This is a genomic window from Sorangium aterium (assembly GCF_028368935.1).
GTDB classification, from domain to species: domain Bacteria; phylum Myxococcota_A; class Polyangia; order Polyangiales; family Polyangiaceae; genus Sorangium; species Sorangium atrum.
On the sequence record NZ_JAQNDK010000002.1, the window covers coordinates 858,309 to 883,826 of the forward strand.

General features: G+C 66.3%; 26 protein-coding genes and 2 pseudogenes. 11 read left to right on the forward strand and 17 right to left on the reverse strand.

The genetic code is table 11. From position 1 onward, the window contains the following. Nucleotides 1-93 precede the first annotated feature (93 nt). Both POL72_RS18205 and POL72_RS18210 read left to right on the forward strand, forming a co-directional pair. The gene (locus POL72_RS18205; protein WP_272096682.1) at nt 94-1,302 is read left to right on the forward strand and encodes a winged helix-turn-helix domain-containing protein; all 1,209 of its coding nucleotides are present in this window, start codon (nt 94-96) and stop codon (nt 1,300-1,302) included. A gap of 318 nt (nt 1,303-1,620) precedes the next feature. Then, nucleotides 1,621-1,917 (forward strand): annotated as a pseudogene (locus POL72_RS18210) (hypothetical protein); the annotation flags it as partial. 138 nt (nt 1,918-2,055) lie between these two features. Here POL72_RS18210 and POL72_RS50965 read toward each other — a convergent pair. From POL72_RS50965 to POL72_RS18225, 3 genes and pseudogenes are all read right to left on the reverse strand, one after another. Then, nucleotides 2,056-3,141 (reverse strand): annotated as a pseudogene (locus POL72_RS50965) (tyrosine-type recombinase/integrase); the annotation flags it as partial. A gap of 56 nt (nt 3,142-3,197) precedes the next feature. Further along, the gene (locus POL72_RS18220; RefSeq protein ID WP_272096683.1) at nt 3,198-3,458 is read right to left on the reverse strand and encodes a hypothetical protein; all 261 of its coding nucleotides are present in this window, start codon (nt 3,456-3,458) and stop codon (nt 3,198-3,200) included. Next, on the reverse strand, nt 3,455-3,934 hold the full coding sequence (locus tag POL72_RS18225) for a sigma-70 RNA polymerase sigma factor region 4 domain-containing protein (protein ID WP_272097938.1): 480 nt from the start codon (nt 3,932-3,934) through the stop codon (nt 3,455-3,457). The genes POL72_RS18220 and POL72_RS18225 overlap by 4 nt, the downstream gene beginning before the upstream one ends. A gap of 376 nt (nt 3,935-4,310) precedes the next feature. On the opposite strand from POL72_RS18225, the gene POL72_RS18230 reads away from it, so the two are divergent. After that, entirely contained in the window at nt 4,311-4,553 is a 243-nt protein-coding gene (locus tag POL72_RS18230) for a helix-turn-helix domain-containing protein (protein ID WP_272097939.1), read from the forward strand. Between the two features lie 14 nt (nt 4,554-4,567). On the opposite strand, the gene POL72_RS18235 is transcribed toward POL72_RS18230, so the two are convergent. The 9 genes from POL72_RS18235 to POL72_RS18275 form a co-directional block, all read right to left on the reverse strand. Beyond that, nucleotides 4,568-5,173, reverse strand: coding sequence for a hypothetical protein (locus tag POL72_RS18235; RefSeq protein WP_272096684.1), 606 nt, complete (start codon nt 5,171-5,173; stop codon nt 4,568-4,570). Nucleotides 5,174-5,188: 15 nt separating this feature from the next. Further along, a complete protein-coding gene (locus POL72_RS18240; protein ID WP_272096685.1) occupies nt 5,189-5,845 on the reverse strand; it encodes a hypothetical protein in 657 nt (218 codons plus the stop codon). Between the two features lie 121 nt (nt 5,846-5,966). Further along, nucleotides 5,967-7,490, reverse strand: coding sequence for a terminase large subunit domain-containing protein (locus tag POL72_RS18245; RefSeq protein WP_272096686.1), 1,524 nt, complete (start codon nt 7,488-7,490; stop codon nt 5,967-5,969). Then, nucleotides 7,487-7,873, reverse strand: a complete 387-nt coding sequence (locus tag POL72_RS18250; RefSeq protein ID WP_272096687.1) for a hypothetical protein — start codon at nt 7,871-7,873, stop codon at nt 7,487-7,489. The genes POL72_RS18245 and POL72_RS18250 overlap by 4 nt, the downstream gene beginning before the upstream one ends. A gap of 185 nt (nt 7,874-8,058) precedes the next feature. Further along, nucleotides 8,059-8,436: a hypothetical protein gene (locus tag POL72_RS18255; protein WP_272096688.1), complete on the reverse strand. Its 378-nt coding sequence runs from the start codon at nt 8,434-8,436 to the stop codon at nt 8,059-8,061. After that, nucleotides 8,433-8,663: a hypothetical protein gene (locus tag POL72_RS18260; protein ID WP_272096689.1), complete on the reverse strand. Its 231-nt coding sequence runs from the start codon at nt 8,661-8,663 to the stop codon at nt 8,433-8,435. Before POL72_RS18260 ends, POL72_RS18255 begins: the two co-directional genes overlap by 4 nt. 812 nt (nt 8,664-9,475) lie before the next feature. After that, nucleotides 9,476-11,215, reverse strand: coding sequence for a DNA primase family protein (locus tag POL72_RS18265; RefSeq protein ID WP_272096690.1), 1,740 nt, complete (start codon nt 11,213-11,215; stop codon nt 9,476-9,478). Continuing rightward, nucleotides 11,205-11,660, reverse strand: a complete 456-nt coding sequence (locus POL72_RS18270) for an ERCC4 domain-containing protein (RefSeq protein WP_272096691.1) — start codon at nt 11,658-11,660, stop codon at nt 11,205-11,207. The genes POL72_RS18265 and POL72_RS18270 overlap by 11 nt, the downstream gene beginning before the upstream one ends. Further along, a complete protein-coding gene (locus POL72_RS18275; RefSeq protein ID WP_272096692.1) occupies nt 11,657-12,004 on the reverse strand; it encodes a hypothetical protein in 348 nt (115 codons plus the stop codon). Before POL72_RS18275 ends, POL72_RS18270 begins: the two co-directional genes overlap by 4 nt. A 1,019-nt stretch (nt 12,005-13,023) precedes the next feature. Between POL72_RS18275 and POL72_RS18280 the strand changes: the two genes are divergently transcribed. Beyond that, nucleotides 13,024-13,260, forward strand: coding sequence for a hypothetical protein (locus POL72_RS18280; protein WP_272096693.1), 237 nt, complete (start codon nt 13,024-13,026; stop codon nt 13,258-13,260). 525 nt (nt 13,261-13,785) lie between these two features. On the opposite strand, the gene POL72_RS18285 is transcribed toward POL72_RS18280, so the two are convergent. Beyond that, complete coding sequence (locus tag POL72_RS18285) at nt 13,786-15,441, reverse strand: Shedu anti-phage system protein SduA domain-containing protein (RefSeq protein WP_272096694.1); 1,656 nt, start codon at nt 15,439-15,441, stop codon at nt 13,786-13,788. Between the two features lie 693 nt (nt 15,442-16,134). Here POL72_RS18285 and POL72_RS18290 point away from each other — a divergent pair. Next, the gene (locus tag POL72_RS18290; protein WP_272096695.1) at nt 16,135-17,676 is read left to right on the forward strand and encodes an AAA family ATPase; all 1,542 of its coding nucleotides are present in this window, start codon (nt 16,135-16,137) and stop codon (nt 17,674-17,676) included. Nucleotides 17,677-17,722: 46 nt separating this feature from the next. Here POL72_RS18290 and POL72_RS51770 read toward each other — a convergent pair whose 3' ends face one another. Together POL72_RS51770 and POL72_RS18295 are read right to left on the reverse strand one after the other, a co-directional pair. Next, on the reverse strand, nt 17,723-17,989 hold the full coding sequence (locus tag POL72_RS51770) for a sigma factor-like helix-turn-helix DNA-binding protein (protein WP_373372231.1): 267 nt from the start codon (nt 17,987-17,989) through the stop codon (nt 17,723-17,725). Nucleotides 17,990-18,064: 75 nt separating this feature from the next. Next, nucleotides 18,065-18,394 (reverse strand): hypothetical protein, encoded by a 330-nt coding sequence (locus POL72_RS18295; protein WP_272096696.1) that lies wholly within the window; start codon nt 18,392-18,394, stop codon nt 18,065-18,067. A 108-nt stretch (nt 18,395-18,502) separates the two neighbouring features. On the opposite strand from POL72_RS18295, the gene POL72_RS18300 reads away from it, so the two are divergent. Next, nucleotides 18,503-19,087, forward strand: coding sequence for an RpnC/YadD family protein (locus POL72_RS18300; RefSeq protein WP_272096697.1), 585 nt, complete (start codon nt 18,503-18,505; stop codon nt 19,085-19,087). A gap of 130 nt (nt 19,088-19,217) precedes the next feature. Here POL72_RS18300 and POL72_RS18305 read toward each other — a convergent pair whose 3' ends face one another. Continuing rightward, nucleotides 19,218-20,204: a LysR family transcriptional regulator gene (locus POL72_RS18305; RefSeq protein WP_272096698.1), complete on the reverse strand. Its 987-nt coding sequence runs from the start codon at nt 20,202-20,204 to the stop codon at nt 19,218-19,220. A gap of 118 nt (nt 20,205-20,322) precedes the next feature. Here POL72_RS18305 and POL72_RS18310 point away from each other — a divergent pair, with 118 nt between their 5' ends. From POL72_RS18310 to POL72_RS18325, 4 genes are all read left to right on the forward strand, one after another. Beyond that, on the forward strand, nt 20,323-21,111 hold the full coding sequence (locus tag POL72_RS18310) for an SDR family oxidoreductase (RefSeq protein WP_272096699.1): 789 nt from the start codon (nt 20,323-20,325) through the stop codon (nt 21,109-21,111). 112 nt (nt 21,112-21,223) lie between these two features. Beyond that, nucleotides 21,224-22,141 (forward strand): alpha/beta fold hydrolase, encoded by a 918-nt coding sequence (locus tag POL72_RS18315; protein WP_272096700.1) that lies wholly within the window; start codon nt 21,224-21,226, stop codon nt 22,139-22,141. A 384-nt stretch (nt 22,142-22,525) separates the two neighbouring features. Next, entirely contained in the window at nt 22,526-23,479 is a 954-nt protein-coding gene (locus POL72_RS18320) for an alpha/beta fold hydrolase (protein ID WP_272096701.1), read from the forward strand. After that, nucleotides 23,479-23,820, forward strand: a complete 342-nt coding sequence (locus POL72_RS18325) for a hypothetical protein (RefSeq protein WP_272096702.1) — start codon at nt 23,479-23,481, stop codon at nt 23,818-23,820. Before POL72_RS18320 ends, POL72_RS18325 begins: the two co-directional genes overlap by 1 nt. Nucleotides 23,821-23,853: 33 nt before the next feature. Here POL72_RS18325 and POL72_RS18330 read toward each other — a convergent pair whose 3' ends face one another. Continuing rightward, complete coding sequence (locus POL72_RS18330) at nt 23,854-24,957, reverse strand: PA4780 family RIO1-like protein kinase (protein ID WP_272096703.1); 1,104 nt, start codon at nt 24,955-24,957, stop codon at nt 23,854-23,856. A 142-nt stretch (nt 24,958-25,099) separates the two neighbouring features. Between POL72_RS18330 and POL72_RS52260 the strand changes: the two genes are divergently transcribed. Continuing rightward, nucleotides 25,100-25,504 (forward strand): transposase, encoded by a 405-nt coding sequence (locus POL72_RS52260; RefSeq protein ID WP_373372213.1) that lies wholly within the window; start codon nt 25,100-25,102, stop codon nt 25,502-25,504. Nucleotides 25,505-25,518 lie beyond the last annotated feature (14 nt).

Consider the following 25,518-nt stretch of genomic DNA (forward strand, 5'->3'; position numbering starts at 1 on the left):
GCACCGGGCTCGGAGTTGAGGAGGGTGTCGATGATCTGTTGCCAAGTCCGCACGGCCAGCTAGGGTGCGGGCCCCAACGGACGGAAGGCGCGGATGAAGGACACCCTGTCGGCGGCGGAGGCCAGGCGCATCGCGCTGGCGGCGCAGGGCTTCCGGGTGGAGCGACCCGGGCCGGCGACGACGAAGCAGCAGCTGACCCGGCTGATCGAGCGGCTGGGCGTTGTGCAGATCGACAGCGTCAACGTCGTCTCGCGCACCCATTACCTGCCGGCCTTCTCGCGGCTGGGGGCCTATCCGCGGCCGATGCTGGAGGAGCTCGCGTGGGCGAGGAAGCGGCCGCTGTTCGAGTACTGGGCGCACGAGGCCTCGCTGCTGCCGCTCACCACCCAGCCGCTGCTGCGCTGGCGGATGGCCGACGCGCACGACGGGGTGGGCGTCTGGAAGGGTGTGGCGCGCTTCCTGCGCGAGCACCGGCCGATGGCGGACCGGGCGCTGGAACAGGTCCGCGAGCGCGGGCCGCTGGCCGCCTCCGAGCTCGAGATCGGCACGAAGGGGCCGGGCGGCTGGTGGGGCTGGAGCGACGCCAAGCGGGCGGCCGAGTGCCTGTTCTGGATCGGCCAGCTGACGACCGCCACCCGGCGGGGGACCTTCGAGAGGGTGTATGACCTGCCGGAGAAGGTGCTGCCCAGGGCCGTGATCGAGGCGCCGACGCCCGCGCGCGAGGACGCTCAGCGCGCGCTGATCCGCATCGCCGCCCGGGCCCTAGGCGTGGCGACCGAGCGGGACCTGCGGGACCATTTCCGCATGGGGGTTGCCGAGACGAAGGCGCGGGTCGCCGAGCTCGTCGAGGCCGGTGATCTGCTCCCCGTGGGCGTGAAGGGCTGGCGGGAGCCGGCCTTCCTCGATCCCGCCGCCCGGCGGCCGCGTCGGATCGAGGCCTGCGCCCTCCTCTCGCCCTTCGACAACCTGATCTGGTTCCGCGAGCGCACCGAGCGGATGTTCGGCGTGCGGGTGCGGCTCGAGATCTACACGCCCGCGGAGAAGCGGACCCACGGCTACTACGTGCTGCCGTTCCTCGAGGGCGATGCGATCACCGCGCGGGTCGACCTGAAGGCCGATCGCAAGGCGGGCGTGCTGGTCGTGCAGGCAAGCCACGCCGAGCCCTGGGCGGGCGCGCAGACGCCGGAACGGCTGGCGGGCGAGCTGCGGACCATGGCCGCGTGGCTGGGCCTGGAGCGCGTGCGGGTGGAGCCGAGGGGCGACCTGGCCGAGCGGCTGGCGGGGGCCCTGTCGGGCAGATAGCGACGAACAACACGCTGCGTATGCCCAGGCGCCCACAGGGCGATCTTCACATATCTCGCGAGAGGGATCGGGTCGCCGCCGGAGGTGGCCTCAAGGCTCGCGAAAGATTGTGCAATCCCGAGCGCCACTCTCGTCGGGCCCGTGCCCTGGTGTCGGGGCGCACGCAGGTCACACGGCGTGACAACTCGAAGGAGGTGCCCGGAATTGAAGAGCAGGACACGGCTGCTCCGGCTCCTGCGGGCCCCACGCATGAGCTCGGCATACCGCCTGGAGAGCCGGCGTGTCCAGCGTGGCTGTAACCACCCGAGAGACGACCCGATGCCCTCCGTGACCCATGAAGCGCTGGTGGACCTGTTCAAGAATCGGCCGACGCTGGCCGCCGAGATGCTGCACGACGCGCTCGGCCAGCCGGTCCCGACGTTCACGGAGGCGCGCGTCGAGTCCTCCGATCTCGCCGAAATCGTTCCCTCGGACCGCCGCGCGGACGTCATTGTCGTGCTGCTGGTCGGCGAGCAGCAGCGGCCCGCGATGGCCATCGTCGTCGAGGTCCAGCTCGGCGTGGACCCGGACAAGCCGTACGTCTGGCCCGTGTATGTCACCCAGACGAGGCGACGTATTTGCTTCATTTTCCCGGCGTTCTGCGTCGTCCTGACGATTGCGTGACGGATCGTCATGGCCGCCGTCGCCCAGCAGGCTGGCGGGGAGCGGAGGGAACACCGCCTCGAACCGGCCGGCAAGCTGCTCCGCCTCCCGGACGTAGCGCTGCGTCGTGCCGAAGTTGGCGTGGCCAGCCCGGCGCATGATCTTGAGCGGGTCGTCGCCTCGGATGGCCATCCACGTGATGCCGGTCGCACGGAGGTCGTGGAACGTCATGGGCTTCCGCGTCTCGTCGTCCACGAAGAGCTCCGGCCGGGTGACGCCCGCGAACGTCAGGTAGCGCCGCAGGATCCTCGCCAAGCTCTGGCCACACACCATCCGGATAACCCGAGCGTCCGGGTCGGCCTTGGCCTTCATCGCGCGCAGCAGCGGGAGCAGGTTCTCTTCGATCGCGAACCGCCGGGCGAGCTTGCCCTTGGTCGACTTCTCCTTCTCGCGCAACCGATCTATGCCGCGGTTCACGTTGATCACGCCGTGGTCGAGGTCGACGTCGCTCCACCGCAGCGCTTCGACCTCACCGGCGCGGAGGTACAGGTAGACGGCCAGCGCGATCATCCTGCGCCAGTGGAGCGGCACTCGATCGCTGTTCATGAGTGCCAGGAACTCGGAGGGGTAGAGATAGCTCTTAGCCCGTTCGACGCCGCGGTCCGGACCGGCCACGTCAGCGCACGGGTTGTCGTCACGCACGCGCAGCGCAGCGATCTTGGAGCGGAGCGTGTCCTTGAACATCTTGGTCACGATAACCCATGCGCGCTGCATCGTCTGCCAGGAGTGCGAGCCTGCGGCGACCTTGGCGTCCATCGCCTCCACTACCGCTTCGATGTTCGCGCGCGTGACACTGGCGATCGGCTTCGTGCCGATGATCGGCTCGATGTGGAGTTTGAAGGTAGAAGCTTCCTTGTGGACCGACACCAGCCCGCGCACGTCGCGAGCGGCGTTCCAGCGCTCGAAGTACTCGGAGACCGTCTCGCCCGGGCTGACCGCCGACGCCTTGCCGCCGTGCTTTGGTCTCAGCTCCAGCCCCTTCGCGTTCTCGCTCCAATACTTCGCCTTCTCCCTCGCCATCGCCTCCGAGCAGCCAGCCGGAAGGTGGTAGACGGGCCGACTCCCATCATCGAGCGTAACCCGGACGTCCCAATGATCACCATGACGAAAAACGGTGCCAGTGCGCTCACGTGCCATGTTGTCTACTCCCTGTAATTATGAAAGCTCGTGCTTCTATGTGTTCTGGCGCCACTTCATCGCGTTCCCTTCGGCTCGCGCCGCAGGAAGTGGCGATCGAGCACGTCGATGACGCGCAGGGCGCCGACGAGTTCAGCGAAGGCTTCGCGGTCGGCGCGCGTCTTGGCGGTCAGGTAGAGCTCCATCACGGAGCCCCAGAGCTCCGCGCGGTTGTACGGATGCACCCCGGCGTGCGCGTCGAAGATGGCCAGCTGCTCCACGACGTAGGAGAGGTCCTCCTCCGTCAGGACGCGCCGCTTCTCGGCTCGGTCGGTCATCGGCGCCTCCGGAGCAACAGCGCCAGCGCCTTCCGGGCGATCCTGAGCCGCGATGCCGCGGTGCTCGGGTTCATCCGGCGCCGCTTGGCGTGCGCGACGAGGCCCTTCGGGTCGTCCACGGACAGGAGCGCCTCCCGCTGCCAGCCCGGCAGGCTGGCCATGGCGTCGAGCACCTCACGCGCCTCGATCTGGGCGTGGAGGTCGATGCCGACGGGCTCGCGGAGCAGGCCGAGGGGCGACGGATGGATCACGGCGCGCCGCACGTACGCGCTGTTGACGTAGTGCGAGGCGAGGCGCCACGCGATGCCGTGGAGCCACTTGCGGAGCGCGTCGCGCGGCTTGTCCCGTGGGTCGGGCCGGTAGAGCCCACGACGGATGGCGTTCCAGGCGTTGAGCAACACCTCGGCTTCCACGTCGCGGCGGTCGCGCTTCGGGATGCCGGCGAGCGTCGCGAGGACGATGCCGCGCTCGGCCATGATCGCCTCGATCGTCGGCCGCTTCCGTGGATGTCGCGCGGCAGGCGGGCGGCGGCCGGTTTCGGTGCTGGACCGCCGTGCTCGGCGGTGAAGGAAGCGATCGGGGTGATGGGTGGGGTTGTCGTTGGACGGATCGATCTGTTGGCCCTTTTCGGGCCGCGGGCGTAGCTTCGCCATGTCGGACCTCGTTCCGCGGGGTTCCGGCCACGCTCCCCGGTCGGTTGCCGCCGACGCGGGGAGCACTTTTTGTGGTCCGTACAGGGTACGCACGCATCCTGCAGACCGTCAACGAAATACAGACGATCGTCTGTTAATCCGGCAAGCGCGTGGCGCTACGCCTGCGGGCGTGAGTAGCGCCCGAGTCAACACGGTGCTGATGTACGTGGCGGCGAACGTCCGACGGATTCGGCTCAAGCGCGACATGACTCAAGAGGCGCTGGCCGAAGCTGCCGACCTGCATCTGACCTTCATTCAGCGCATCGAAGCCGGTCGCGTGAACCCGAGTGTTGGTGTCCTCGTGCAGCTCGCCGATGCACTTGAGGTGTCTCCGGGGATCCTGCTGCGCCCCGCAACGATGCCTGAGGTAAAACGAGGTCGTCCGCGAAAGGCGCCGGAGTGACAGGCGCCTTGGGTTCACGGTCGCCGCTGGTATCTCCGCGCGTCGCTCTCCGCTCCGAGCAGAGATAGCGCTGCAACGGCGTCATCGTCAGACATGCCCGACTGTCCCGACATGATGCGGGCGATCTTCTCGCTGGTCGTGAGCCCGGCGAGCGGCGAAGCGTGACCGACCAGCCGCGCGTGCTCGGCGCGCTCCGCTTGCTCGTCGCGCCCAGCGCACTCCTTCGCGAGCGCCGCGCCGTGGATCGCCTCGTACACATCCGCGGCCCCATGCTGGCCGGCAGCCCGCAGCTGAGCCAGTCTCGCGAGATGCGGCGTCTCGAGCGGCGCTGTCGCCATGACAGGCGCGCCGACGTTCGCGAGCTCCAGGGCGAGCACGCGCGCGCTGCGCTCGGCTTCGATCGCCCTCGCGTGAAGCGTTTCGTACATCGTCGCGGTGGTGATCTTCCCTTCGGCTTTGAACCTCTCCAGTTGGTCGAGGTGCGGCGCCGGGACGAGGTGCGGCTCGATGCGGTAGCCGTTGTCTCTGGCGAACACTACCGCGGCGTCGGGCTGGTCGTTCGCGACGAGTTCATGAAAGGTGCTCATCGCCATCGGGCTGTTCTCGATGTTCTCGCTCATGTGCTGCTACTCCTCTCAGTCGAAAAAGCCGCGGATCTTGACCCCGTTCTCATCGAGATCGGCACGCAGCCCGTCACTGACGTGCGGCTCCACGTGCGCCTTGACCCACGCGATGAAGGGCGCGGAGCAGTCCGAAGGTCGGACGTAGAACCCGTGCGGGTGCTCCGGCGTTGAGGCGGCAGTCACCCGACGAGCCGACTCGAACTCCTCATCCTCCATCAGCCGCTGAAAGTCCCTCCATCGTTTGGGCACCTCGCGGAGGTGCACCGCCGTGCGCGGTGGCTCCTTCGCCTTCGGCCAGAAGCTTCCAGCAGCATCGGGGCGCGCCCATTCGATCGCAACGACTTCGGCGTGCACCGCCCGAACCCATGCGGCGAAGGAGGGATCGACCATCGACGGCGTGACGTAGAACGCGATCGAGATGATGCGCCGGGCCTCGATGAAGCATGCCTCCATCTTCTGTCGCGCCTCCCGCTGTTCCCAGGTGTTACACTCAGCGCTCGCGAGATGCCGAATGCCCTCGGAGATCAGTTCGTCGACGCGCGCGCGGGCAGCGATGTGCTGGTCGAGCGGCACGCGCGTGATCGTCGGGCTCGACGTCGCCACGACGTCACATGTCACGTCGGCGTCGATGCCGAGCGCGCGGAGATCAAAGGTGCGCTTCGTCAACATGCATCACCTCCAGGACTCGCCGGCATCTTTGTGAAACGCGGTGGTGTCGGGTAGAAGTGCTCGCGCTGGCACGGGTGCGTCATGCCATGAGGAAGTGCCATCTGCTTTATCTCCTGCGGCATCAAAGGCCGCGATCAGACCACGTAACGAAGTTGCGCCCGCTCGGCTTGCGCGTCGCGAGCGGTGACATGCTCAGTGCTCCATCGGCATCCGCGATCGCGGAGGTGAGCAAGAGAGCGGCGTAGTCGTCATGTCCCGTGCGGGCGCCGTAGGTGAGCGCGCCAGTCGTGGTGAATTTCTCCGAGAACGCGTGAAGCTGTTTCCGCATGGTCTCATGGGTTGCGATCGTGATAGCGCCATCACGAAGCCACCCGCGAATCAACCCGACGGCCGCCGTCTTGTTGCTGTTGGTCCAGTCGTACGCGGTGAAGTTGTAGCCGCGCGCCGCGAACGCGGCTTCGAGCATGAGAGCTTCGCGTTGGTCGGACACCACGCGACGGATGGCGTGCTCCTCGCAGACGGCGCAGAGTCGATCCACGACGTCATCACCGCGCATGTTCTGCCAGAATGCGCCATCGATACCGCCGATCTCGTCGACCTGGAGGAAGGGGATGATCTGGCCGGTGTAGTCGCTTCGCACGATCCGGTTGCCGCGGGCGTCGAGTGCGTAGGCACAGCTGCCCGCGATCACGCGGCCCCACTCGTCGGTGAGATCAGTGGTCATGTATGCGGCAAACGGAAGCAGCGGCCACGACCAGCCGACGACAGCGTATGTGAACGAATCATTGCGCCCGCTCGATGGGTCGAGCACGAGGACCCGTTCGCCAGCATGGTACGAGCAGCCCGGATCGCGAAACGCTCGATCGACTGCATCGGGATCGAATGCAGCGGAGATCGCAGCCTGGGGGATCGCCCGGTACTCGCGAGCCCACACCCGCGCGTCGGCTTCGAGCGCGCGCGTGTCCTGCTCCGAGATCGAGGGGTTCGCGGTCCACGTCGGCGCGTGTGCCACGCACTGCGTTGGCGTCTCGCCCCGCTCGAACGCGTCATAGTGCGCGTCGAGCGTCGACAACGGCGACGAGGAGAGGAACAGCCGCGCCTGGGGTTGCGTCGCCATCGTCGGACGGAGAGAGGCGAGGACTTCCTCAGCTGGGTTGGCTCCCGTATCTCGGTCCTGCCACTTCGCCACCTCGTCGCAGATCGCCGCGATGGCGGTGAAGCCGGAGACCCCCGCGATCGAGGCGGCGAAGACCTTGAACGCGACCGGCGCCCCGTCGTCGCGCTGCAACTCGATGGCCTCGCCGGCCTTCCGGAAGTCGACGCCGAGCGCGCGGAGAATCGCCTCGATGGTCCGCAGGCGGGACGCTGCCTCGTCCCGCGAGGTCGACACGATCGGCACCGTCCCAACATCGCCGGGCGGGATGTCGTGCTCACCGAACAGCGCCTCGACCACCGCGAGGCGGCAGAGGGTGGACGACTTGCCCCCCCGGCGTCCGACGCGCAGCACGAGGGTGCGCCGGCCGGAGAGGTAGAAGCGTTCGAGGGTCGACCACCACCACGCCGAGATCGCTGGGAAGCCCTGCGCCACGAGCTCCGCGTCTACGGCGCGAAGGTGGTCGAGGATGCGGCGACCGTGATCGCTCACGTGTCGCTGTCGCCCTCGGCGTGCTCGTTCAGTCGAGCCGCAGCACGCTCGCGAACGCGATCGAGCGCCGTGCGGCGGCTGGAGCCGCGCGCCTTCGCTTCGCGGGCGGCGAGCTCCCATGCGGCTAGTTCGTTCTGCCTCGCCTCCGCGGCGAGCGCCGACGCGCGCTTGAGCAGCTCAGGATCGCCGATCGCAGCGCCTTGGTTCTGAAGGTACCGCGATGACGCGAGGGCGAGCGCGGCCGACTCGACTAGCGCGCCGACGCCGGCCGAGATCTCCCCGCCGTGCGCCGCGGCGAGTTCACGGCGTCGGTGAGCACCGTACCGCCGACCCCATTTGGCGAAGGGCCTGAAGGCGTCGGACGTCGAGTCGATGCCGCCCACACCTCCGAGAGCACCGGCGCGGAGCCGTCGCGCCCGTGCCGCCGTGTTGCCGCGGGTAAACCGCCCATCAGGGCCCCGATCGGAACGGACCGATTTGGAGCCCGCAGCGGCCGGCAGCTCGTCCGGCGGAAGCACCTCGACATGCGGTCGACCGCGACCGCGCCCATGTCCGGATCGAAGCGCCATCACGCGACCTCGGCGGAAGCGGCTGCGCGGGTGAGCTCATCCCGCATCACGCGCAGCCCGCGAACGAGGGCGGAACGAGCCACAGCGGCGCGCTTCACGGTCAAGCCATCCCGTGACATCAGCCCCGAAACCGCCTCGATCTCGGCGCGGAGCTCTCCATTGACTCGAATGTTAAGATTCGCTTGAAGCACATTTCTATCCATTGTCTCACCAGTGTTGTTGGGCGCTTTGATGACGCCACGAGCTACGAGTGCTCGAAGAGATCGGCGGACATGCCGAGGATGCAGTCGACGCAACCGGCGCAGCGACAGGCCGGCCGGATGGTCGGCCAGCGTCGCCACGAGGTCTCGCTGTGCGGAGCCGATGCCGTGGCTCACGAGCGCCGCTGCATGGGGCAGACCTGCGTGGGCAGCCTCACGGCCGTCGCGGCATACCGCGGTTGTTCAACTGGCAACGGATGCCAGTTGCGGGCCGCCGGGGTAACGGCGGCCACCTCTGGGTCCGGAACGCCCTCGGCTGCGATGCGCTGCTCGCGGGCGTCAACGACGAGCGCCAGGAGGACGAGCGCGATCTCGGCCGCCAGCTGGGCGAGGGTGGCCAGCACTGTGACGACGAGCGGGAAGTGGACCGGCGACCTCGACTAGCGCTGCGAAGCCACCGCAGGCGCCCTCTACAGGGCCGCTGACGCTCCGAGCGGCTTGCACCTCAGCCTCGACCATCCGGCACGTGCAAGGGCGTCCGGTGAGCGCACAGCGCGACGACGAGCCACAAGCGCAACGGCCGCGCATCCAACCTCGGAGCGTCCGGAGTTGGGCGGCACCCCGAGCTGATCCATCGGCGAAGACATCGATCCCGCGCTCGGCCTCCTGGGCGCCGAGGTCGAGCACCGCGAGCGCGGGCGCCGAGGTGCCGATCGAGCCGCTGGCCGACGTGTCGGGTTGCGCCGGCCCCCATAGGATGGGACGCACAGCGCTCCGAAATGCCTTCAAATCAAGGCCTTTTGCGATCGAATCGTCAGGGCGAAGTGTCAGCGCACCGCTCCGCTGAGCTCCGCCGGGGTCGAGCGCGCCATGCTGAGCCGCTCCGCCGACAACGAGGGCGCTGAGGTCGAGGTCGCGAGCGCGATCCAGCCAGCGGTGATCGGCATGCGCGCCCGCCCTGATCCAGCACGGCCAGGTGGTTGACGGACACCAGGAGCATCCCGACCGCCAGGCCCGATGCCAGGGCAGCCGGCGAGCAGCGGCAGAGCGAAGCGTGCCGCGTTCCGGGACGGGTCGACGTCGAGCAGGTTCACGTCGACCGGCTGTAGGCATGTAGGGCGAACGAGGGGGCTGTTTCCATAAACCTCTCTGGTATCGATGCATGCGCTTGCATAGAGGAAGTTCCCGGATCTGGTCCCTACAAGTGCCTACGTGCCTACAAGCCGACATCGCCGGCCCCTTCCGGCTGGTCGTCGCCGTGGTAGCGGAGCCCGACGCCGCGCCAGATGTCGCGCGGGGAGCTGTGCCCTGGGACGCGCTTCGTGCTCTCGCTGGCGCCGAGATTCCGGATCCGATCCGCGAAGCGTTTGGACCCCATCGGGAACTTGTTGCCGTTGTCCTGGCTCCATCGCTCGTATTCCCGACGCAGCGCTGCTTTCTCGACCCATGCGTCCGGCGCGACGACGCAGCGCTCCTTGATGAAGTCGCGCAAGGGGTCGTTCTCGGCGCGGTAGGCTTCCGTCGCTCGCGTGATCGACGCCGGTGCGCCCAGCCCATGCTTTTGCCATTCGCTGCACCCGCGCACCGCCCAGGCCAGGATCGCCGGGCCACCGACCGCCGGATCAAGCAGCGCTGCCTTGACCTGCGGGTCGCGCTTCTCCTTTGGGACGGTGTGCTCGAACGGGATCCGGAGGATGCGGCGCCAGATCGCGGCGTCATCGTCCCGCACGCGCGGCGCATCGTTCGCGGCGAGCCACAGCTTGAAGGCTGGCTTGAACTCGAAGGACTCGCGGTAGAGGAACCGCGCTGTCACGGTGTCGCCGCCGGTCAGCTGCTTGACCAGCCCTTCGGCGAGCCGCTTGCCCTCGTCGACCTCGATCGAGAGCACGAGGCGAGCCCCCGCGAGCCGCGCGATGTCGTTGCGCGGACCGCCGGAGTCACGCCGGGCGATGAAGGTCTCGAAGTCTGCCTTCGCCGCATACTCGCCCATGGTGATCTTCAGCGCTTCGAGGAACGTCGACTTGCCGGAGGCCGGCGGACCGTGGACGAAGAAGAGTACCTCATCGCTAACGTCGCCGGTCAGCGTGCAGCCTGCGGCGCGGCGGAGGAACCCGATCAGCTCCTCATCGTTGCCCGTCACGTCAGCGAGGAAGCGATCCCAGATCGGCAGCTCCGCGCCTGGCTCGAACGCGACCGGAACGATTCGGCGCATCATGTCGCGGCGGTCGTGGTCCCGCAGCTCTCCTGTGCGGAGGTCGAGCACGCCGTTGCGGCAGTTCAGAAGCCAGGGATCGGCGTCGAAGTCACCGGGTTCGGCGCGGACGATCGGCTCCGTTTCCGCGAGGCGGAGCATCGCATCGATGCCGCGCGCCGACTGCGATCGCTTCGCCCAGTTGAACAGCGCGGTCGCTTCCTTGTGCTGAGCCTTCGCCTTCGCCACCTCGTCGTCGTCGTGCGCACGCTTCACCCGCTTCGCGGCATGGTTCATCGCGAACTCGGCATCGGTCAGCAGGCGACGCGTCGTCTCCTTTGCGAGCTCTGCCACCGTGGCCCGATCGCAGCACCATCGGGAGCCGGCCCATGTATGCCAACCACCGAGCGCTTCGACGTGGCGCAGATCAGGACCGTACAGGGCAACAAGGCGCTCCGCGTTCGCGAGGTCGCTGTCCGGCGCGGTGCCCTGCCTCAGCGGCACAACGACGAGCTGCAGCGACCCGTTGCCGTTCGCGGGACCGCCTCCGGTGCATGGCTCCGCAGGCACCATCGAGGCGCCGCACGCATCCAACCAGAGCCCGTCGCCGCGCGAGATCGGCTCATCGTCGCCGGCCTCGTCGTCGTCTGCGTTCCCGTCACCATGGTCGCTCGGCTCGACATCGTTCGCCGCGCACGCCTCGTCGTCGTGGTGTCGCTCCGGTCCGGCCGTCGACGGCTGTGCCGAGGTCGGTTCAGCGTGCATCCCGCACCTCCCCACGCTTCCGGTGAAATCGCGAGAGAATCAGCGCGGCGATCTTCTCGGCGGACTCGCGCGAGCCTGCCCACGTCGTACTGATACCGAAGTCCTGCTCGATGGCGAGCGCGCTTGCGATCACCGCCTGGGGCATCGTCCTGCTGCGGTAGCGATGCGCCCAGACATCGGGGACGCCGGCCTCCACCAAGATCGTCTTGAGCTCATACGCTCGAAGCCGCTCACACTCACGGAGGAAACGCTCGCGTTCCCATGTGACGCTCTGCACGAGGTCGTCCAGGCTCTTGCGCTCGATCGCGACGCTCGTCTCGAACCCGGCGAGCGAGTAGTCCCCGGCGGGCAGCGCTGCGTGCTCCATGTGGAGCCGTCCGCCGAAGGTCCAGGGGCGCTGCTCGCGCGTGTCGACGATGATGATCATGCTGCCCGCGTCCTTCATCGCGATGACCTCCGCGGCTGAAGGGACGCGAAGAACGCAGCGTCCGCGTCGTCGCCGCTCTGCTTCTTCGGCTTCGGCGTGCGCGCCTGGGTCGCGATCCAGGCGTCAACGTCGGCCTTCCGCGCCATGAGTTTGCGGCCGACCCTGAACGAGGGGAACGCGCCTGCTGCCGCGGCACGCCGGAACGTCGTCGGCCCCGTCGGGGAGCTCCGGGCGTCGTAGTAGGCGGGGCTGGTGTCGCCGGCAGCGTTCTCGTTCGCCGCCTCTCGGATCGAGTCGGCCAGGTAGCGGGCGATCGTCGCGAATGCTTTCAGCAGGTCATCCTGGGTTACAGACTTTCTCAATGGCACCTCCGAACAACAGCACGATCCACACGAGCGCCGCGGCACGGTCCTGCGGTGAGCCTGACGCAAGGCCCCGTCCCTCACAGCGAGTCCAAACACGGGCCTCCTGGCCGACGGCAACAGCCGACGCGGCCGTGCGGCCGAAGGCGAACGACGGGATGACGAGAAGGGCGCCCGAAGCGCACGCCGAGGTCGGAAGGCAGCCCGGGTGCTCTCGGCTACGGGGCCGTTAGCGCCTGACGCCGGTCAGGCCCCGGCGCTAGTCGAGGTCCCGCCCTCTCCGGCGCCCCGCCGTCGACCGGCGCCGGCCGCCAGATCGGGGGCGCCACCATGGCGATCTGTGCGGCGGGGCACGACGCCAGGCTCCTCCCGACCGAGATGCCGGCCAGGGGCGATGGCGAGGCCCTCTATAAGTCATGCTGCTCGAGATCGAGAGCGCTGTGATGCGTTGCGGGGCGGAGCCCTGGGGTCCGGTGCCGACGGGTCGAGGTTTCCCACGCCGTCCGGCGCCCTGCCGGTCGAGTCAGAGCCGGCCGCGCGGCAAGGGGGAGCGCCACGGGGACGAGCTGAGCGGCGGGGCGGAGCGCCCGACCGTGATGCCGGGCGGTGCCGACGGGGCCCACTCCTTGATCGTGGTGCTCGAGATCGAGGGTGCTGTGATCCGCTGTGGTGCGGAGGCCCTTCGCGGTTACACATAAGACAGAATCTCGACCGCGGCAGGGCTGGCGAGCACGCGGCCAACGCCGCCGACATCGCGCGGCTGATGCGGGGGGCGAGAGGGGGATGCACGCGTCCGGTGACCTGCATGCTGTCGTCGAACCGCTTCGTCCCCTGGGGATCGGCGCTCCACGACGGGCACCCAGCCGGCGAGACCGACCCCGGGTCCGAGTCTGCGCGCTGTGCTGGCGCAGCCCAGCCCGGAGCCAGGCGAGCGGCCTGGGCTGGTCTCCCAGAGCCGGCCCGGATCTCCCGGCGGTCGTCCTTGACGGCGCGAGAATGCTTGCTATGAGGGGCGAATCATGCCCGAAATTCTCATCGCGAAGGCGACAGATTCGATCGATGGCGACGAATACGTGATGACCGGAATCGCACGCCTTCGAAGCGGTCAGGAGGTCGGGAGAGCCGAGCTTCGCGTACCGCTGATCGCCGTCGACGCTTCGGTGGTGGGGAAGGCCGAGGTCGAGCATTTGAAGTCTGCGCTCGAAGCCGCGGTACAGGCAATAGCCAGGGCCAAGGCTCGCGCAGGCGGCCACTGAGCGGGAAGCCTGCAGAGGCTGACCGTATCGAGCACGCGCTTGCTGCCCTCGCTGGCACACCGCGCTCTCCGCGCCCGTCGTTGTTTTGGGACTCGTATACGACGACTTGGGCCTGTTAGAACTCCACGCACGCCTACAACGGAACGATTTAGGGACCGCTCGCCCGGTGTACGGACGGCAGGGCGCCCCCCTGCCGGGGGCTGAGGCTCGGATGGCCTCGCAGAGTCGGAGCTTCACGGCGGGCACCAGGCCGGCGGAGTGGATCCCGGGTCCGAGTCTGCGATGCCCGATCCCCCGCCAGCGAGGCCGAGCGAGCAGGCGCTACTGCGCACGGGAGCAGGCGGCGGGTGGGGGCCCTGCCCTGCTGGCCGTCTCCCGTACAGTGCCGGCGGCCCACTACGAGCGCATGCCCCGTTTTGACACGGTGACACGGGGCGGTATCTCCGCTGGCGCGCACAGAGCGAGATGGCAATGGGGGGTAGCTGAGACGTTGATGAGAACGACAGAGTTGAACAACGAGCAACACTACGATCGACCGAGCTTAGACTGAGCCGACTTAATACTTCCGATCATGGCCTGGAGACGATCGAGCAGCTCGTCGTACGTTATCAATTTCACAGCGCGTCCAGCGTTTAGATGCAACAGTCGCCGCCGCGTCTGACTATCCATACCTGCATTGCGACCAATCACAACCATCCCCTGTACCGGAAACGAGCTATCAAACGACGCAGGAACATCACTCGGATTCTCTCGCCACCACCGGATCCAGTCCTCAACCTGCTGAATAGCATGCGTAACGTGGTCCCTGGGTCTTCCGTACATAGTAAACAGAGGCAAGCTCGCTCGCTCAAGCTCGATCAGCAGAACGCGTTTTTCATCGAGCTCGTACTGGATTGCCAAATCAATGCGATACTTCTTTCCGAGCCACACCTCGGAGAGCACGCGAGCGCCAAATGGCTCAATGACAGTCGGAAAATTGAGAATAAACTCATGAAGCTGGCGTTCCTTTACCCGAGGATTCTGGACCAGGCGAGATAGTCCCAGGTACAAAGACCACAAGGTCGTATCTGTACTCTTTTCAGAGCTTGTCTCGAGCCGACGATCAATTAAATAGTCCTTTAGCTCCGGGTCTGGCAAATGCTCGGCCGCCGCTCTAATGACGCCTACGTCCGGCAGGAGCTCTGAATAGCCAGTTCTCTTCGGTCGCCCGATACTTCGCGGAAATTTACCTAGTGCAACTACCGGCACGGTACTGTGTCCCAGTGCTCGGTATGCAAGATAGGTGCAGTAGTCATCGCTCACGACAAACCGGCTGCCACCCCAATAAACAAGCAATTCCGGGCGCTTCCCCGAAAGTATCATCTTCTTCGCATCTTCCACTACATCCAGCGGATAACTTAAGCAGAAGTCGTAGTCGTGCGGCCTAATGAGATCGAGGCGAATGCTTAGCGTCGAGCATCGAACCTGCCTCCGTAGTACCGCCCTAAGGAATTGATCATAGGTCTTATCCACGGGAGGCTCAGTTCCCGCACGGCTTCGGAAATCTAGATCAGATTCGACGGCTTCCTTAAGCGGGATAAGCTGCATCTCACGCCCCCCTCGGTTCTCATTTAACCGACTGAGAGCGCACACCACCATCTGAAGCACATCCGACCCCGCGCAACCAGCTCGGCCCTCTGTTGTCCAGCCGGCTTCAGAGAGAATCCAAAAGGTCGGCTCTTGATTGTTTTTGCTAGCGAGTACCTCGATACGAAAAACGAGCCCACGAGGAAACGAATCGTTAATGCCGGTGGCCGAATAGATGTAACCGCCAGCAGCAAGACTCTCGCGCTGAATAAGAATCCCCAACGCTTCGTCTTCAGGTATACTCGATACAACTTCGAGGAAGAGCGGCGTCGGAAGTGGATGATTCTCGATCTCCTCCATCAGCCGATCAATGTCGACTGTGCACACAAGGTCAGCGCGTGACACAACATGGATTGATCTTGTGTTAAGAATATCTAAGAAAGCGGTTCCTAAGCCCGCATTCTTTCGATGAACGCCGAAGATGAAATTTCTAATTTGTGCCACATCAGGGAAGACTCCATCTTGCCCCGTAATGTCCCTGTATAGACTCAACCTGGCTCTTCCGATGACGTGGTTGGTGAGATTGCGCTGCAGGACATCGGGTATCTGTTTCATTGCCTTCTCTGCATGTTGGTTCGCATCGGGCTGCCTTATTGTGTCCCTCGTGTTCGTGCTGGCGCAAGTCAGAGCTCAGCAGCACTGGTGGACCCTAAGTGGGAGGGGAGCATACCATCCGTCAAGTTCGCGGATGCAGAGCATGTGAACTGCAAAATGTATGTCCAGTTACATTCCTATTTGGTCGAACCCGTCGATCGGCAAATATGTCCTCACTGAATTGTAGACTCGGCTGCGTTAACGTCACCTCGACGCTGTGCGGCGACGCTTCTTCTCGCCGCTCCTCTCCAGGTAGGAGCGGCCCCGACGCCCTCGCCGCCTCGCCTACGCCGCCCTCGCTGACTACGCCGCCCTCGCTGATCTCGTCAGCCCATCTGCCTGCCCGTCGCCCCCGGCCTCGTGCTGGAGCTCGCTTGCGACGGCTGCGGAGTGTTCGCCGCGACCTGGCGTGCGTGCGCATGGTGGCGGGTGATCGAGCTCGGGGAGGCGTGATGCCTCGCGGCAGGCAGGATCCCAATCTCCTACGTACACCCGCAGCGGAACGACTAGGAGCCGCTCGACGGGAGCATGGCGGCTGGGCGCCTTCCCCGCCGGAAGCAGCGCAGGTAACCTACCGGTGGCACACATCGGTCTGAGATGCGATCGACCTCAGTTCCCCCTCGGAGCCAACACAACGTGCATGAGACAATATTCGTGAACGCCCACAAGGGCCTTCAGTCGAGGAGATTCAGTGGGCTAGGACACATCAACGTGATATGCGGTCGCAACAACAGCGGAAAGTCCACCGTGCTCGAAGCAATATCAAACTCCGGAGCCGGAATAGCAGCAACACCTGAATCAATGATTGATGCGGCACGCGGTCTAGCACGCAGGGAACAAAGACATGGTGGGATCGAAGCACACTTATGGAATGCGATTGAACCCATTGTTTTAGACGCAATGAAACATGTGGACACAACGAAGACGAACATTTTCTCCGAAAATGAAATCCAGGACGTCGTCAAAAGCATCATCGAAGCATCAAACAAACGCGTCGAAGAGCTAAGCGAATCCAGTCAAATAGACGGCCAAAAGAAATTTGCTCTATACATCGACATGCCATATTTGCATAATAAGCTATTTAATATTCTCACTCAAGTATACACGAGCAGCTTCAGCGCCCTGCTAATACCGGCACGACGATACATAGAATCCCAAAGTACACTCGATGAGCCTGAGACGTTAAACCCGAACGGAAAAGGGCTGATCCAACTTCTGTTCGTCTGCAGAAATAAAAGAAAATCATCGCCCGAGCGTCATTTTTACGACACGGTGCGACAATATTTTCGTGAAATATCAAATGGTTTCGACTTCGATTTGTCCTTGACCGGCGACAGCTCGATCAACATCGACTTCTATTCCAAGGAAGGTGCACACCCAGCAGACAACTGTGGACTTGGATTGCATGAGTTACTCGTCATTGTATCGTTTGCATTGTGGGAAAGCAAATCTGCGATATGTATCGAAGAGCCCGAGAATCACATGCACCCAGAGATGCAGAGGCGACTGCTATCGTTTTTTCGACATGTAACAAAAAAGCAGTTCTTTATCAGTACCCATTCTAACATATTCGTGAATAGCGCAGCCGTAGATAAGGTTTTCTTTACTTCGTACAAGAACGCGGCCGTTTACGTCGATGACGTTACGTCCAGAGCCACAGCGCTACATGATCTTGGGTATTCAGTCACTGATAATCTCGTGTCTGATCTGGTGATACTCGTCGAGGGTCCGACCGATGCCCCAGTTGTAGAAGAGTTCTTAGATAAGCTTGGTCTCGACGAACGTTTCACGATTAAGATTTGGCCGCTTGGCGGCGACATCATGGATCAGCTCGATCTATCCGTTTTTGGCGAGCGATACAAAGTCATTGCGCTGGTGGACCTAGACCCCGGCAGCAACGGTGTGCGCACGAGGTTCGCGAGTGCGTGCCAGCGTCTTGGCATAGAGGTATTTCGCCTGCAGCGCTACGCCATCGAAAACTACTTCAGTCTAGATTCCCTGCGCTCAGTGTTCAGTAGTCAGATTCCACAGACCATCAACGAGATAAGGCCAGATACGCCGCTCAAAGATCAAATAGGAATGAGCGTCAAAAAGAACAATCGCAAGATCGCCCGCGCCATGAGGTTCGACGACGTATCAGGCACGGACCTTGGAACGTTCTTCCGCCGCGTCGAACAAATCGTGACGAGCCAGTAAGGTAGAAGATAGGATAGGGGTGAGCTTCGGTGGACTGCCGTGGAGGCTACTGCAAGCGACGCCGCCGCTTGAGCACAGCGGCGAGACGCTTCCGCCCCCGACGGAGCCGTGAGAACGCGGTCCCGAGCGGAAGCCCGAGGCTCCGGGCGACCTCGCTGACCTGCTCCCCCTCGCCCACGAGGATCAGCACCCGGCGCTCCACCAACCAGAGCAGATCGAGGAGCGCGCGTGCCTCGACCCCCCATGGGGCGACGGCACCCAGCCGGCGATGTAGGCCCGCGGGTCCGGGACGGCGACCTCCCGGCGGCGGCAGGCATTGTCGTGATACTTCCGGGCCTAGTGGATGATAGCAACGTCCAGCGCGGGCGCGGTGGCGTTCAGGATGGGCTCAGGAGCGGGCACGCCGGGCGCTAGCGAGATCGACGATCGGCGCTACCCGTGGCGTTGCCTGCGGGGCGCTGAGGAGCTCCGAGAGGGTGCGTGCAGCGATCTGCGCGGTCGCGAGGTCGCCCGCCGCATGGGCAGCGGCGATGGTCTGCGTCAGGGTCGCGACGAGCACCTGGCGCGGGCTGCTCGACGGAGGCGTGATCAGGGCTGCTTCGGGTCGGGCAGAGGTCGCCAGCGCCGCCTGCTCCACGGCCGCCGAGGGCGCCGCCGGAAGCGTCACGGAATCGTCCGGCCGACCAGAGATCGCGGGGTTAGCGCCCACGATCGCCAAGTCGGCGCCAGCCTCGACCTCCTTAAAACCCGCGGAAACCGGCCCGATCGTGTCCTTCTGCTCCCCCAGACGAGGGCCCGGCACCGCTGCCCGACGTGGCTCCTGGTCGTGACGATCGATGCAGGCATCGCGCGGTGGTGCGCGCGGCCGATCGACGCGGGCCACCCCGGCTTGACGCTGACGCCGCTGGTGCTCGGGCCCGCGGGCGTCCCGGTCGTCACCGATGCCGGGCAGGCGAGGGCGGCGCCCGAGGTGGTCGTGCTCTCGGCCATGGCGCACGGGCGGGGCGAGGCGGGGGAGGCGATCGGCGTGGCGTTCCTGGGGGCGGCCGCCGGGCTCGATGAGGAGCGCCGCGCCGTCTACGGGGACCTGGTGCTATCCTCGCTGAACGCAGCGGCGAGGCGGACATTGGAGGCGATAATGAAGAGCGGATACGAGTTTCAGAGCGAATTCGCGCGCAGCTACGTGGCCAAGGGCGTGGAGAAGGGGCTGGAGCAGGGGCGGCAGCAGGGGCTCCTCGAAGGGAAGGCGCAGGCCGTGCTGGCCGTCCTCGAGGCCCGCGGGCTGGAGGTCCCTGCCGAGGTCCGGGAGCGCGTCCTCGCGAGCACGGATACCGCCGAGCTGGACCGCTGGATCCGCCGCGCTGCATCCGTCGGCGACGCCAGGGAGCTGCTCGCGACGACCGGCTCCTGAGCGCGTACAGCGTCGGGAAGCCCTCGAGCGGCAGGAGCTTCTGCGAGAGGAAGAAGACGCCCCTCTGGTGGACGTTCGAGAGCGCGTCGAACTGCGTCTCGCAGCCAGCCTGCGGGCGATCGACTCTCCTTCACCGCGTGCGCTTCACCGCGCCGGAGCGGGCGAGCGGCTTTGCGCTCTTCCCCTCCAGCGATCCGACGACGTTCGCCACGACGTCGCGGATGAACCGCCTCGCCGGATCGTCGTCGGTGGCGCGCAACCACAAGAGCTCGAGCTGCGCGCCCTCGAGAGAGAACGGCACGGGGACCGCGCGCAGATGCGACCGCGCCCGGATGAGGTGGCCGGCGAGCAACGACGGCACCGTGGCCACGAGGGGAGAGCCCTCGACGAGATCCGCGATGTAGCCGAAGGAGTGCACGGAGACGCGGACCGTCCTGGCTTTGCCCAGCGCGTCTTCCACGACGCCTCGCGTGTCGCCGGCATACGAGACGACGATATGCTCCTGGGCGAAGTAAGCGCGCTCGGTGAGCGGGCGTGGGAGCCTGGTGAAGCGCCCGTCGTACAGGCAAACGAACGCCTTCGGCCCGCTCGGGTGTGCGGTGAGCGGCTGGCGGAGGATGGATTTCGGCAGCTCGTCCGCCACGGTGACGGCGAAGTCGACCTTGCTCGAGAGCAGGCTCTCCTCGACGGTCCGAAACTGCACGGGCAGCACGATGAACTGCATGCGCGGCGCCTCGGCGCGGAGCTGGGCTATCAACCTCGGGAGGATCACGGCCTCGAGCCCGTCGGCGAGCCCGAACCGGATCGTGGCGGTCGAGAGCTTCGGATCGAAGCGCGGCGCCGCCGTCGCGGCGGCGATGAGCGGCGTGAGGTGCGCGCGCGCCGCCGCGAGCAGCTCGGCGCCGCGCGCCGTCAGCGCGACGCCGCGACCCTGACGGGTGATGAGCTCAGCGCCGACGAAGGTCGCGAGCCTCCGCATCGAGGCGCTCACGGCCGGCTGCGTCACGTAGAGGCGCGACGCAGCGCGCGTGAGGCTCCCTTCCTCCGCGACCACCACGAACACGCGGAGCAGGTTCAGGTCGAGATCGCGACCATAACCGTCGTTTATGTTCCCCATCACGACTATCCATTAGCATTTCTGTTTGCTCCGCCGTACTCCTTTCCGTGGGTCGCGGCGCCGGCGGAGGCGTCGAACGCGTGAACGCTCCCTCGGAGCTCGAAGAAGAGGTCCAATCATGAAACTCCAAGGCAACACCATCCTCATCACCGGTGGAAGCGGCGGCATCGGCTTCGAGCTCGCGTCGCAGCTCCTCCGCCGTGGCAACACGGTCATCGTGACAGGCCGCGACCAAGGCGCGCTCGACGCCGCGCGGCGGAGGCTGCCTGGGCTATGGACCCTCCGGAGCGACGTGCGAGACCCGCACGCGATCGCGGCCCTCCACGAGCGCGTGATGAAGGACTTCCCCGCGATGAACGTCCTCATCAACAACGCAGGGATCATGCGCAAGGTCAACCTGCAGACCTTCGGCGCCGATCTCCAGGGCATCACGGAGGAGATCGAGATCAACCTGAGCGGTTCGATCCGGATGGTGATGCAGTTTCTCCCGCACCTCAAGGCCCAGTCCCACGCGGCGATCGTCAACGTGTCGTCGGGGCTCGCCTTCAACCCCTACCCGATCGCTCCGATCTACGGCGCGACGAAGGCGGGGATCCACTCGTTCACGCAGTCGCTGCGCGTCCAGCTCAAGCAGACGAACGTCAAGGTCTTCGAGCTGGCACCTCCGGCGGTGGACACGCCCCTGAACCACACGTTCGCCGACGAGCTCCGGGGCACGCCGCTCATGAGCGTCACGAAGCTCGTCGATGAGGCCCTGAAGGGGATCGAGAGAGACCGCCCGGAGATCCGCGTCGGCTTCGCGAACGTCTCCAAGCTCATGAGCCGCATCGCGCCGGGCTTCATCCTCAAGCAGCTCAGCAAGCCGGTCGATCAGATGCTCGCGCAGATGAAGCAGCTGAGCAGCTAGAAGCCCATGGATGGATGCCGCGCGGGGCAGGCGGGACGAGGAGCCCTCGCCGGCGCTGCGCAAGCCTGGTTCATCGGCCGCCGTGTCACAAAGGGCCGGGAAGGAGCGCGCGATGGTGACGGAAGCACGAAGCGGCCGAGTGGGCCGCTCCTCGACATCGAAAGAACCCTACGCGGCGGGCGCCGTGACCTCCAGGGACGGCACCACGATCGGCTACCGCCAGATCGGCCGAGGTCCCGGCGTCATCCTGGTGCAAGGAGCGATGGGGACCGCCGCCAACTACGACCAGCTCGCGAGGGCCCTGGCCGACGACTTCACGGTCTACCTCCCTGACCGGCGGGGGCGGGGCATGAGCCCGCGGGAGTACGACGCTGGGCACTCCATCGAGAGAGAGGTCGAGGATCTCGATGGCCTCCTCTCACGAAGCGGCGCAGAGCTCGTGTTCGGGCTCAGCTCGGGAGCGATCATCACGCTCGAGGCCGCGCGCGCCTTGCCCTCCGTCCGCAAGGCGGCTGTCTACGAGCCCCCGTTTTATCTCGAGGGAGTGCCAATTGATGAGATCGCTCGCTTCAACGACGAGATCCGCCGCGGGCAGCTGGCCTCGGCGCTCGTCACGGTGAGCAACATCGTGCGTCTCGCCCCTGGGTTCCTCGCCGCGGTCCCGCGCCCGCTGCTCGCGCTGGCGACGAGGGGATTTCTCCGCCTGGACGACAGGAGGGGCTCGGGGCAGTACGCGCCGGTGCGCGAGTTGCTCCCGGCGATGCGCTTCGATTTCAAGATGGTCGTCGACAGGGGAGGAAGCATCACCTCGTTCAAGGCCGTCGAAGCCGAGATCCTCCTGCTCGGAGGCACGAAGAGCCCAAGGTATCTGAAGAACGCCCTCGATGCGCTGGGGACGATCCTCCCCAGGGTCCAGCGGACAGAGCTCGAAGGCGTCGGTCACGAGGCTCCCTGGAACGCCGATCGGGGAGGGAGCCCTGAGCTCGTCGCGCGATCCCTGCGCGGGTTTTTCAGGGAAGACCGCGCCTGAGCTCAGCGAGAACCTCTTCCGACACTACCCCGACCTCGGTCGGTCGCTCCGACGAGCTCGATGCGGCTCCACACGTCGCCCTCACACGAACCCTCGGCTTCGATCCAAGCGCGGCAGAGCTCACACTCGGTGTCAGCACCAGCGCTCCGTCGGTCGCATCTTTCGTGGCATCTTGAACGGTTCGCGACCTGGGCGCCACGCGGCTCCGCCTCGCGCGCCGCCTGTTCGCGTCGCGGATCCGTCCCAGCTCCGTTGCGACCGGCTCAGCGGACTTCGGCCTGCGTGTGCCGCGCTGGCGGAAGGTCCCGACGCCACCGTCCGCCGCAGCAGGGCCCGGCGTCGCCCCCGACGCCGATCCGTGCCAGGATGCGGCCGGATCGTCGCATGGGAAGCCACCTGGAGCGGGTCGTCGGGGTGCTCAACGGGGTCCTCGGCGACTACCTGAAGCGGACCAGCAACGGCCTCGCGACCGCGATGCAGCTCGTCCGCGACGGGCACCCCGTGCCGCTTGCCAGGGCATTTCCCGCGGCCGTCTCTGCCCAGGCCACGCCCCGCGTCGTTGTGCTCGTGCACGGGCTGATGAGCACCGAGGAAGTCTGGACGATGCCCGACGGCGAGACCTACGGATCGCTCCTTGCGCGCGACCTCGGGTACACGCCGCTTTATGTGCGGTACAACAGCGGCCTCCGTGTCTCCGAGAACGGCGAGGCCCTGGATGTCCTCCTCGAACAGCTCGTCTCTGCCTATCCTGTCGCCGTGGAGGAGCTGGTCCTCATCAGCCACAGCATGGGCGGCCTCGTCGCGCGCAGCGCCGCGCACGCGGCGAGCGACAAGGATCGACGGTGGCTGCCCCTCGTCAAGCGGGCCTTCTATCTCGGCACACCGCACCTCGGCGCCCCGCTGGAGCGCTTTGGCAACGTGGTCACGTGGGCGCTCGCGAGCATCGACAATCCGTACACGAAGCTCATCGCCGACATCGTCAACCTCCGCAGCGGCGGGATGAAAGACCTGGCTTATGCCAATCTCCGCCGCGAGGACTGGGAGGGCGCCAGCGCGAACGCGCTGCTCCAGAATCGCCGCCATCCCGTGCCCCTGCTCCCCCACATTCGCCATCATCTCATCGCCGGCGCGCTCACGGCCGACCCGACGCTCTCCCTCCTGTTCGGGGACGCGATGGTCTCGCTGCGGAGCGCCACGGGGCGGGCGGTCGCCGAGGACCGGTGCTCGCCCTTCCCTCAAGAGCACGCGCGGATCATGCCGTCGCTCGGACACCTGCGCCTGGCTCACGACCCGGACGTCTACGCGCAGATCCGCGCGTGGTGCGAGGAGGTGGTGTGATGGACCGGTGGCGCGGCTTGAAGGACCTCGTGCAGGACGCGGTCGACCACGGCTCCCGGCGCGTGGAGCGCCTCCAGAAGCACGCGGCGAAGCTGCCCTTCGACCTGCTGGAGCAGATTCCCCCGATCCAGGCGCCCGTGAGGGGGATCCGACTCATCCACGATACGACGCTGTCCGGCGTCCACGGGGCGATCCGCCTCGTCAACCGCGCTGTGGGGGGCGCGGTGGATGTGGTCCTCTTTCTCGTGGAGCAGAAGGCACGGCCGGCGGAGCCGCCGGCCGGCAGCGCGGGCGCCGCGCCGGACGCGCCCTCCGGGAGCTCGGACGACAAGGCGATTTGAGCGCTGTGAAAACCTGCAAGCGGCTCGGAGGCGTCAAGCCCGGCGCGTGTTCCTCGCGCCGCCTGCCTGTGCTGGGCGCGTGTTCCTCGCGCCGCCTGCCTGTGCTGGGCGCGTGTTCGCCGCGCCGCCCGCCTGTGCTGGGCGCGTGTTGGCCGCGCCGCCCGCCTGTGCTGGGCGCGTGTTGGCCGCGCCGCCCGCCTGTGCTCCCTGAGCGTTCCGGCGCGCGCGGTCTCGCGGGCCGCTCGGTAGAATCACCACCTCGACCTTGCGAGGCGGGGACGATACGCCCCGCATGCTCAGCCCCTGCGTCTCACGGCGGCGGCGCTCGTCGCGGTTGGCATCGCCGATGAGCTCCAGGACCGCCTCGGTGTCGACCCGCTTCGAAGACGCCCGGAAACGGCCGCTCAGCCGTGTCTCGGGCGTGAGCTGGCTGCACGAGTAGAGCTCCCACATCTCCTGCGCGTAAGGGCGGGGCTGTCGATTGGGAGCGAACCGAGAGAGGAAGCGCTGGAGGTTGTCGACGTCGCGCAGCAGCAGCTTTCGCGCGTTCTGATTGCTGGAAGCGTCCACTGCCTGCGGGAAATCGATGATGACCGGCCCGTCCGCCCCCATCAGCACGTTGAAGTCGGACAGATCGCCGTGCACGACCCCGGCGCTCAGCATCCGGACCGCTTCTGCCAGCAATCGGTCGAAGACCCACACCGCCTCGTCGGGGTTCAGGCGCACTTCGGCGAGCCGCGGGGCCGGGCCGCCGTCGGCGCCGGTGATGAGCTCCATGATCAGCACACCGTCAATGAAATGGTGGGGTATCGGGACGCGCACCCCCGCGCCGCGCAGGCGGAAGATCATGTCCACCTCGGTCGATCTCCAGGCCGCTTCGTCCTGCGCACGACCATGGCGCGAGCGCTTGTTGATCGCGCGCTGATCGCGGCTGTTGCGCACCTTGCGCCCCTCCGTGTACTCCGCCCGGTTCTTGAAGGTCCGGTCCTGCGCCTCTTTGTAGACCTTGGCCACCCGAAGCTCGCCGCCGGAGCGCACCAGGAAGACCTCCGCTTCCTTGCCGCTCATCAGCGGGCGCACGACCTCCTCGATGAGCCCTTCGTCGGCCAGAGACATCAGGCTGCTGGGAATTCGCATCTCGTTCTTGCTTCTCCGCCGGGGATCGTTCGCCGCATTTTAGCCGCACCGCCTGGGGCGCCGCAACTGGATTGGTCCTCGCCGCTTCCGCGGACACCCCGGACGACGCCAGAGAGCAGGAATGGGACGGTGAAAGAGGAGGGTGTTCACGCCCGAGCCGAAGGCGGAGGTGTTACGGCTGGCGAAGCTGGGCGACCGGAGCATCGGCCAGGTGGCGACGGACCTCGACCTGACCGAGACGGCGCTGCGCAGCTGGATCAGGCGTGCGGAGGGGATAAGACGAACAAGGGCGATCGCGGGGAGGAGGGGCAACGGCTGCGAAGTTGTCGAAGCGTGCTTCCAAGGATTCCGTTGTGCCCGAAGCGCCGGAACGCCGCGGGGCCGGTACGGCGGACGCAGGCCCGCCTGGGGCGTGGTCCTGCCCGGTCACTGTCCCGAGGTCACGCCGCCTCGAACTCCCCCGGAGCCCTTGCGGCTGCGATGGGTGGGGCGCGTGCCGGTAAACCCACGTGCTCAAGGATGGCGACGATCGCCGTCGGCTCGGTGATCTCGGGCAGGATC

Bases quoted from the DNA above. Each gene is read 5' to 3' on its own strand.
- POL72_RS18205 (WP_272096682.1), top strand. From the start codon at position 94: ATGAAGGACACCCTGTCGGCGGCGGAGGCCAGGCGCATCGCGCTGGCG.
- POL72_RS18220 (WP_272096683.1), bottom strand. From the start codon at position 3,458: ATGACCGACCGAGCCGAGAAGCGGCGCGTCCTGACGGAGGAGGACCTC.
- POL72_RS18225 (WP_272097938.1), bottom strand. From the start codon at position 3,934: ATGGCCGAGCGCGGCATCGTCCTCGCGACGCTCGCCGGCATCCCGAAG.
- POL72_RS18230 (WP_272097939.1), top strand. From the start codon at position 4,311: ATGTACGTGGCGGCGAACGTCCGACGGATTCGGCTCAAGCGCGACATG.
- POL72_RS18235 (WP_272096684.1), bottom strand. From the start codon at position 5,173: ATGAGCGAGAACATCGAGAACAGCCCGATGGCGATGAGCACCTTTCAT.
- POL72_RS18240 (WP_272096685.1), bottom strand. From the start codon at position 5,845: ATGTTGACGAAGCGCACCTTTGATCTCCGCGCGCTCGGCATCGACGCC.
- POL72_RS18265 (WP_272096690.1), bottom strand. From the start codon at position 11,215: ATGCACGCTGAACCGACCTCGGCACAGCCGTCGACGGCCGGACCGGAG.
- POL72_RS18270 (WP_272096691.1), bottom strand. From the start codon at position 11,660: ATGAAGGACGCGGGCAGCATGATCATCATCGTCGACACGCGCGAGCAG.
- POL72_RS18280 (WP_272096693.1), top strand. From the start codon at position 13,024: ATGCCCGAAATTCTCATCGCGAAGGCGACAGATTCGATCGATGGCGAC.
- POL72_RS18285 (WP_272096694.1), bottom strand. From the start codon at position 15,441: ATGAAACAGATACCCGATGTCCTGCAGCGCAATCTCACCAACCACGTC.
- POL72_RS18305 (WP_272096698.1), bottom strand. From the start codon at position 20,204: ATGGGGAACATAAACGACGGTTATGGTCGCGATCTCGACCTGAACCTG.
- POL72_RS18310 (WP_272096699.1), top strand. From the start codon at position 20,323: ATGAAACTCCAAGGCAACACCATCCTCATCACCGGTGGAAGCGGCGGC.
- POL72_RS18315 (WP_272096700.1), top strand. From the start codon at position 21,224: ATGGTGACGGAAGCACGAAGCGGCCGAGTGGGCCGCTCCTCGACATCG.
- POL72_RS18320 (WP_272096701.1), top strand. From the start codon at position 22,526: ATGGGAAGCCACCTGGAGCGGGTCGTCGGGGTGCTCAACGGGGTCCTC.
- POL72_RS18325 (WP_272096702.1), top strand. From the start codon at position 23,479: ATGGACCGGTGGCGCGGCTTGAAGGACCTCGTGCAGGACGCGGTCGAC.
- POL72_RS18330 (WP_272096703.1), bottom strand. From the start codon at position 24,957: ATGCGAATTCCCAGCAGCCTGATGTCTCTGGCCGACGAAGGGCTCATC.